The following is a 7,368-nucleotide window of genomic DNA, read 5'->3' as shown; positions in this document are numbered from 1 at the left end:
ATTTTTTTAAAAAATTCTAAAAAATATTTTAGAAAAAACAAAATTATATACTTGACTTCATATAGTTAGTCTCATATTTATCTAATAATTTATAATACTCTTTATTTTATGAAAAGTAAATAAAAAGGGTGAATAGTTCATAGGTGAACACTCCATCTATTTATTTGTTTCAAAATAGATTAAAATAACTTATGAAAAAGAGATGAGACATATTTTAGCCACAAATATTTAGTAAAATATTAGTAATAAAAAATGCTCAATTAATAGGAGGAAAGAAAAATGAAAAAAATGAATATGATGGTTTTAATTGGAAGTTTATTAATAGGAACTATGGCTTTTGCAGAAAGAGAAGTAGAATTTGATTATCAAAAGAACTTAGAGGAAAGAAATCAAAGAGATCAAAAAAACATAGAAGCCTACGCAGAAAGTAATAATATTTCAATAGAAGTAGCGGCTCAAAAATATTATCAAAAACTGCAACAAGAATTTAAAAATAATGAAGCATTAAGACAAGAGATGATAAAAAGTAGTAGTGATCAAAATTAATTTAACTCCACATATTGTTTGATAATCAAAATTTTGTGAAAAAAATGTATTTTTTCCAATCAAAATATCTTGACTTTTTCCATTTTATTAGGTATATTACATAGTATAAAGAAACATAAAAATTCAGGAGGTATTTGGTTATGCATATAATAGATAAAGACACTTGTATTGGTTGTGGAGCTTGCGAAGGAACTTGTCCAGTATCAGCAATATCAGCTGACACAAATGGAAAATATGAAATTGGTGAGGCTTGTGTAGACTGTGGAGCTTGCGCAGGAGTTTGCCCAGTATCAGCAATAACAGCATAGTTATAACTAGATTTTAAAGCTTAGGGAAACCTAAGCTTTATTTTTTTTTGATTTTTTTGTATACTTAAAGAAAAAAGGATGGTGTTCCGATGAGTTTAAATAGAAGTCAAAAAGAAGCAGTGGAAACTATCAACGGACCATTGTTAATAATAGCAGGACCCGGTTCTGGAAAGACAAAAACTTTAGTAGAGAGAATGGTTTATATGATCAAAGAGAAAAATATAAAACCAGAGGAACTTTTAATTTCAACATTTACAGAGAGAGCAGCAAGAGAACTATCAACAAGAGTTATGGATAGATTGAAAGATGAAAAATTTCATATAGAAGGAATGTATATAGGAACGCTGCATTCAATCTGTTTAAAAATTATAGATGAAAATATAGAGATATCTAATTTAAAAAAAGGATACAAAGTGCTTGATAATATAGATCAAAAGTTTTTTATCTTTTCGAAATTGAGATATTTTAAAGAAATTAAGGGATTTAATGAATTTTTTGAAAAGAAAGAATATTTGAGTAATTGGAAAATTGGGGAAATCTTAATAAAGTGGTTTAACAAATTTAGTGAAGAGGGATTAGAACTATATGATGAAAGTTTCTTATCAAAAGCATATAGAATCTATAAAGAGATTCTTTTCAAAGAGAATGTAATTGATTTTTCAATGATTCAAAAAGAGGCTTTTCAAATTTTGAAAAATAATGAAGTTATTTTAAAGAGATTCACTGAAAAAATTAGATATATAATGATTGACGAATATCAGGATACAAACACAATTCAAGAAAAATTGATTTTTTTAATGGGCGGAGAAAATAAAAATATATGTGTTGTAGGAGATGATGACCAGGGGATATATAGATTTAGAGGTGCGACAATAAGAAATATACTTCAATTTGAAGAACGAATAGGAAAAGAGTGTAAAGTAATTAAATTAGAAGTTAATTACAGATCAGAAAAAGATATTGTTAAATTTTGTAAAGAATGGATAAATAGTCTTTATTGGGATAAGTTTAGACACTCTAAAGAGTTAGTAGTGCCTGAAGAAAAGAATAGTGAGAAAACCAGAGTTGTAAAATTATCGGTTGAGGACTCTGAAAGCAAATGGCAAGACAGAATTGCTAAATTTTTAATTTTTTTAAAAAATTCAAAAAAAATTGATGATTTTAATCAAGTTGCATTTTTGTTTAGATCTGTAAAAAATAAAAGAATTGTATCTTTAGCGCATTATTTAGAGTATAGAGGGATAGGAGTCTATTCACCGAGGTCTAATCTTTTTTTTAATAGAGATGAGATTATACTTTTAATAGGAGTTTTTCTTTATATTTTAGCTAGGCCTGAAAGCAAGATTTATAATAATGAATATAAATTGGAAATTTTAGATTATTACAAAAAATGTTTAAATATTGTGGAGAAAAAAATAAAATCTGATGAACTTTTTAAACAAGAAATTAATTATTTAAAAGATGAATATCTTCAAGAAAAAAATGAAGGAGCGTTGCTAGAACTTTACTATAAAATTATTGGATTAAGTATATTTAAAGAAAGTTTTGAAAAAGAATTAAATGGTGTTTTAAAAAATAGAGAACTTTATAATTTAGGAATATTTTCGAAAATAGTTCAAAAAGCAGATAATATTTCTGGTGTTTTAAAAATAAAAAAAGAAAATATAATAAAAGTTGGAGACTATTTTTTTACTATGCATTTAAAATTTTTAAAACAAAATGGTGTAGATGAATATGAGGATATTAAGGAATATGCTCCAGAAGGAGCAGTATCATTTTTAACAATTCATCAGTCTAAAGGATTAGAATTTCCTGTTGTTATAGTTGGTTCATTAGAAAGTATTCCAGAGGGAGACAGAAATGAAGAGGAAGAGTTAGAAAGAATGTATATTCCATATAACGATTTTGAACCAGATTACAGAATAAAAGATTTCGATTTTTGGAGATTATATTATACAGCGTTTTCAAGAGCTAAGAATTTATTAGTCTTAACTGCAATTGAAAGCAATAAAGGTAAAAGACAAGTTCCGTCTTTGCCTTTTAAAAGAGTTTATGAAAGTATTCCTGATATCCTTTCTGGCGATTTAAGTTTTAATGATTTAGATATAGAAAATATAAATAGTATTGAAATAAAAGAAAGCTATTCGTATACCGGAGATTTATTGAAGTATAAAGAGTGTCCATATAAATATAGACTTAATAAAATTTTAGAATTTCAAAATATGCGAACTGTTGATAATTTTTATGGGTCATTAGTACATGAAACTTTAGAAAATATAAACAAATATATTTTACAAAATATAAATTTAGATGACAGTCAATTATCTAAAGAATATTTTGAAATATATGAAACTATGAGAAAAAGGGATAATATATCCTTAAATAAAGAGATTTTGGAAAAGGGATTCTCTCAAATACTAAATTACTATAAAAGTGAATTTACTAAGAGAAAATTTAAAGATGTAGAAAAAAATATTTTTGCTCTAAGAAAAAACTATACGATAGAAGGAACACTAGATTTAATTATAGAGGAAAATGAAGAATTGAAAGTTATAGATTTTAAAACTGGTTCAGATGAATTAAATGAAGAGATGATGAATAAGTATATAGAGCAGATAAGGTTATATTGTTATCTTTTATCTGTAAATACAGATAAAAAAATTATTGGTGGGGAGATTTATTTTGTTAAAAATAATAAGATAATAGAAGTTGAGTATAATTTAGGTGATGAGGAGAATATTTTAAAGGAGTTTGATACGATATCTGAACGTATAAGTAAGTGTGATTTTTCTGAAAAAAGTTCTTCGAAAGAAAAATGTTTAAAATGTGAATTTAAAAAGCACTGTTTTGGTATAAATATGATATAATAAGAATAAAAAAAGGTGATTAGAATGTATGTAGTATTAAAAAAATCTGCTACATCTGGAGAAATTTTAGAGTTAAAAAAATTTATAGAAGAAACAGGACATGGGGCTTTAGAGATTCTAGATGGTGGTATAAAGAAAATTGGTATTATGGGTAAAAAAGGTGGATTAACAAAAGAAACTTTAAAGGAGTTTCATATAGTTAGTGATGTTTTACAGATTGGGAAACCTTTTAAATTTGTGAGTAGAGAGTTTAAAAATGAAGATACAGTAATTGAAATAAAAGGAAGAAAAATTGGAAGCTCTGATTTAGTTTTAATGGCAGGACCTTGTTCTATTGAAGATAGAGATATGATACTAGAGATAGCTAAAGTTGTAAAAGAAAATGGCGGAGAATATCTTAGAGGTGGTGCATTCAAACCGAGAACATCTCCGTACGATTTCCAAGGATTAGGTGAAGAGGGTCTTAAGTATATGAGAGAAGCTTGTGATACTTATAATCTTTTGATGGTAACAGAGGTAATGGATACAAGAGATATAGAGTTGATTTCAAAATATACAGATATTTTCCAAGTTGGTGCTAGAAATATGCAGAATTTTAGTCTATTAAAAGAACTTGGAAAAACGGATAAACCAGTACTTTTAAAAAGAGGATTGAGCGGTACAGTAAGAGAGTTCTTAATGGCTGCAGAGTATATTGTAGCTTTTGGAAATACACAGATTATTCTTTGTGAAAGAGGAATAAGAACGTTTGAAACGGCGACTAGAAATACTGTAGATATAAATGGAATAGCTCTTTTAAAAGAAAAGACACATCTTCCTATAATTATAGATGCAAGTCACGGAACAGGAAAAAGATCTCTGGTAGAACCTGTGACATTAGGATGTGTTTTAGCGGGAGCTGATGGTGCAATGGTAGAGATTCATAAAAATCCATGTTGCGCTTTATCAGATGCAGATCAGACTTTAAGCTTTGAAGCTTTTGAAATACTTTGTAAAAAATTAAAGAAAACACTAGAATTTAAAGAGAGCTTGAAATGTTTATAGATAAGAAAGAATATTGGGAGCTAGAGGAGTTTAAAGAGTTTAATTTAAAAGCTATTTATACAACTAAAACTTTTGGAGATGTTCGAAATGAAGAGGATAGAAAAAATATAATCTCGATATTAAAAATAGAGGATAAAAAAATCTATTCAGGTTATCAAACACACTCGGATAATATAGTTATAATAGAAAGTGAAACGCCAGAGTATTCTGAGGATACAGATGGTTTTTTAACAGATAGAGATGATGTGGTAATATTTACTAAATATGCAGATTGTCTGCCAATCTATTTTTATGATAAAAAAAATAAGGCTTATGGCTGTGTTCATTCTGGATGGGTAGGAAGTTTTAAAAAGATAGGAGTAAAAGCAGTACAGCTTTTACAAAAGAGATTTAAAACTGATTTAAAAGACCTTATAGTAGCTTTCGGAATAGGAATCTCTCCTAAAAATTATGAGGTATCAAAAGATTTTTATGAAAAATTTAAACTAGAGTTTTCAAATGAAATTTTAGAAAAAGTATTTTTAAATATAGATGAAAAGTATTTTTTTGATAATCAGAGGTTTAATTATAACTTGATGATAAACTTTGGAATAAAATCAGAAAATATTATAGAAACTCAACTTTGTACATTTGAAGGGAATTTTCATTCTCATAGAAGAGAAAAAGAACTTTCAGGAAGAAATGGAGCATATATATATGTTGACATTTCTAGAGAATAGTGGTACAATAATTTGCTAATAAAATGCACATTGATTATTTCTAAACAAGGTGCCCTTAGGGGATGTTTAGTTTTGAGATCAATGGAAGAAAAAACCAAAACTAGGAGGAATTAAAAATGGCAGTAATTACTATGAAACAATTACTTGAAGCTGGAGTTCACTTCGGACACCAAGCTAAGAGATGGAATCCAAAGATGTCAAGATACATCTTCACTGAGAGAAACGGAATCCACGTAATCGATTTACACAAATCTTTAAAGAAAATAGAGGAAGCTTACGCTGTAATGAGAGAAATCGCATCTAACGGTGGAAAAGTTCTTTTCGTAGGAACTAAAAAGCAAGCTCAAGAAGCTGTTAAAGATCAAGCTGAAAGATCAGGAATGTACTACATCAACAACAGATGGTTAGGTGGAATGTTAACAAACTACAAAACTATCCAAACTAGAGTAGAGAGATTAAAAGAGTTAGAAAGAATGGAAGCTGATGGAACATTAGATACAGCTTACACTAAGAAAGAGGCTGCTAACTTCAGAAAAGAGTTAGTTAAACTTTCTAAAAACTTATCAGGAATCAAAGATATGAAAGAAGTTCCAGCTGCTATATTCGTAGTAGACGTTAAGAAAGAAACTTTAGCAGTAGTAGAAGCTGCTAAATTAGGAATCCCTGTATTCGCTATGATCGATACAAACGTAGATCCTGATTTAATAACTTACCCAATTCCTGCAAACGACGATGCTATCAGATCGGTAAAATTAATCGCTTCTGTAATGGCTAACGCTATCATCGAAGGAAACCAAGGAAAAGAAAACGCTGCAGTAGCTTCAGACGAAATCGCTGTTGAAGAAGGATCAGCTGAGTAATTAATACTTGAATTTATGGAATTGAGTGCTTAGCCCTCAATTCCTTGTACTATATAGATATGAAAGAATTCTAAAAAATTAGGAGGAAAAAATGGCAGAGATTACAGCAAAATTAGTAAAAGAACTAAGAGATAGAACTGGTGCTGGAATGATGGATTGTAAAAAAGCATTAGGAGAAACAAACGGAGATATCGAGAAAGCGATAGACTTACTAAGAGAGAAAGGAATTGCTAAAGCAGCTAAGAAATCAGGAAGAACAGCTGCAGAAGGATTAATATTCGACGGTGTTTCTGCTGATAACAAAACAGCAGTAGTATTAGAGTTCAACTCTGAGACAGACTTCGTTGCTAAAAATGACGAGTTCAGAGCTTTAGGACAAGCAATGGTAGATCTTGCATTAACTGCAGGAATCAACACTGTTGAAGATTTAAAAGCTGCTGATTTAAACGGAACTACAGTTGAAACAACAATAACTAACTTAATCGCAAAAATCGGAGAGAACATGTCTCTAAGAAGATTCGAGAAAGTAACTGCTGAAGGATTTGTAACTACTTACAATCACTTAGGAGGAAAATTAGGAGTTATCGTTGAAATGACTGGAGAAGCTACAGAAGCTAACGTAGCAAAAGCTAAAGATATCGCTATGCACGTTGCTGCTATGGATCCTAGATACGTAGACAGATCAGTTGTAACTACTGACGATTTAGATAGAGAGAGAGAAATTTCTAGAAAGCAATTAGAAGCTGAAGGAAAACCTGCTCAAATTATCGAAAAGATATTAGTTGGAAAAATGAACAAATTCTACGAGGACAACTGTTTAGTTGACCAAATCTTCGTAAAAGCTGAAAACAAAGAAACAGTTGCACAATACGCTGGAGATATCAAAGTAGTTTCATTTGCAAGATACAAAGTTGGAGATGGAATCGAAAAAGAGGAAGTAGACTTCGCAGCAGAAGTTGCAGCTCAACTTAACGCGTAATACAACAAAAATTATAGGGGTGCGACTTAGCACCCCCTTTTTTTA

7 protein-coding genes are annotated in these 7,368 nt (G+C 29.4%); all 7 read left to right on the top strand.

The window, feature by feature from the left end; all coding sequences use genetic code 11:
- Positions 1-279: 279 nt before the first annotated feature.
- Positions 280-546 carry a hypothetical protein gene (locus tag L992_RS03945; protein WP_047382556.1) on the top strand — a complete coding sequence of 89 codons (267 nt, stop codon included), beginning with the start codon at positions 280-282 and terminating at the stop codon, positions 544-546.
- A 140-nt stretch (positions 547-686) separates the two neighbouring features.
- The gene (locus L992_RS03940; RefSeq protein ID WP_047382554.1) at positions 687-854 is read left to right on the top strand and encodes a 4Fe-4S binding protein; all 168 of its coding nucleotides are present in this window, start codon (positions 687-689) and stop codon (positions 852-854) included.
- 89 nt (positions 855-943) lie between these two features.
- A complete protein-coding gene (locus L992_RS03935) occupies positions 944-3,721 on the top strand; it encodes an ATP-dependent DNA helicase (RefSeq protein ID WP_047394555.1) in 2,778 nt (925 codons plus the stop codon).
- Positions 3,722-3,745: 24 nt separating this feature from the next.
- Complete coding sequence (gene aroF / locus L992_RS03930) at positions 3,746-4,765, top strand: 3-deoxy-7-phosphoheptulonate synthase (RefSeq protein ID WP_047382551.1); 1,020 nt, start codon at positions 3,746-3,748, stop codon at positions 4,763-4,765.
- Positions 4,756-5,484: a peptidoglycan editing factor PgeF gene (gene pgeF / locus L992_RS03925; RefSeq protein WP_047382549.1), complete on the top strand. Its 729-nt coding sequence runs from the start codon at positions 4,756-4,758 to the stop codon at positions 5,482-5,484. Before aroF ends, pgeF begins: the two co-directional genes overlap by 10 nt.
- A 116-nt stretch (positions 5,485-5,600) precedes the next feature.
- Complete coding sequence (rpsB, locus tag L992_RS03920) at positions 5,601-6,344, top strand: 30S ribosomal protein S2 (RefSeq protein WP_047382547.1); 744 nt, start codon at positions 5,601-5,603, stop codon at positions 6,342-6,344.
- A 91-nt stretch (positions 6,345-6,435) separates the two neighbouring features.
- Entirely contained in the window at positions 6,436-7,323 is an 888-nt protein-coding gene (tsf, locus tag L992_RS03915; protein ID WP_047382546.1) for a translation elongation factor Ts, read from the top strand.
- Positions 7,324-7,368 lie beyond the last annotated feature (45 nt).

It is taken from the genome of Cetobacterium sp. ZOR0034 (genome assembly GCF_000799075.1).
GTDB lineage: Bacteria > Fusobacteriota > Fusobacteriia > Fusobacteriales > Fusobacteriaceae > Cetobacterium_A.
The sequence above is the reverse complement of the archived record's forward strand: the minus strand, read 5'-3'. Positions and strand labels throughout refer to the sequence as shown.

Excerpts from the sequence above, each read along its gene's own strand:
- L992_RS03945 (WP_047382556.1), top strand. The coding sequence starts at position 280 with ATGAAAAAAATGAATATGATGGTTTTAATTGGAAGTTTATTAATAGGA.
- L992_RS03940 (WP_047382554.1), top strand. The coding sequence starts at position 687 with ATGCATATAATAGATAAAGACACTTGTATTGGTTGTGGAGCTTGCGAA.
- L992_RS03935 (WP_047394555.1), top strand. The coding sequence starts at position 944 with ATGAGTTTAAATAGAAGTCAAAAAGAAGCAGTGGAAACTATCAACGGA.
- aroF (WP_047382551.1), top strand. The coding sequence starts at position 3,746 with ATGTATGTAGTATTAAAAAAATCTGCTACATCTGGAGAAATTTTAGAG.
- pgeF (WP_047382549.1), top strand. The coding sequence starts at position 4,756 with ATGTTTATAGATAAGAAAGAATATTGGGAGCTAGAGGAGTTTAAAGAG.
- rpsB (WP_047382547.1), top strand. The coding sequence starts at position 5,601 with ATGGCAGTAATTACTATGAAACAATTACTTGAAGCTGGAGTTCACTTC.
- tsf (WP_047382546.1), top strand. The coding sequence starts at position 6,436 with ATGGCAGAGATTACAGCAAAATTAGTAAAAGAACTAAGAGATAGAACT.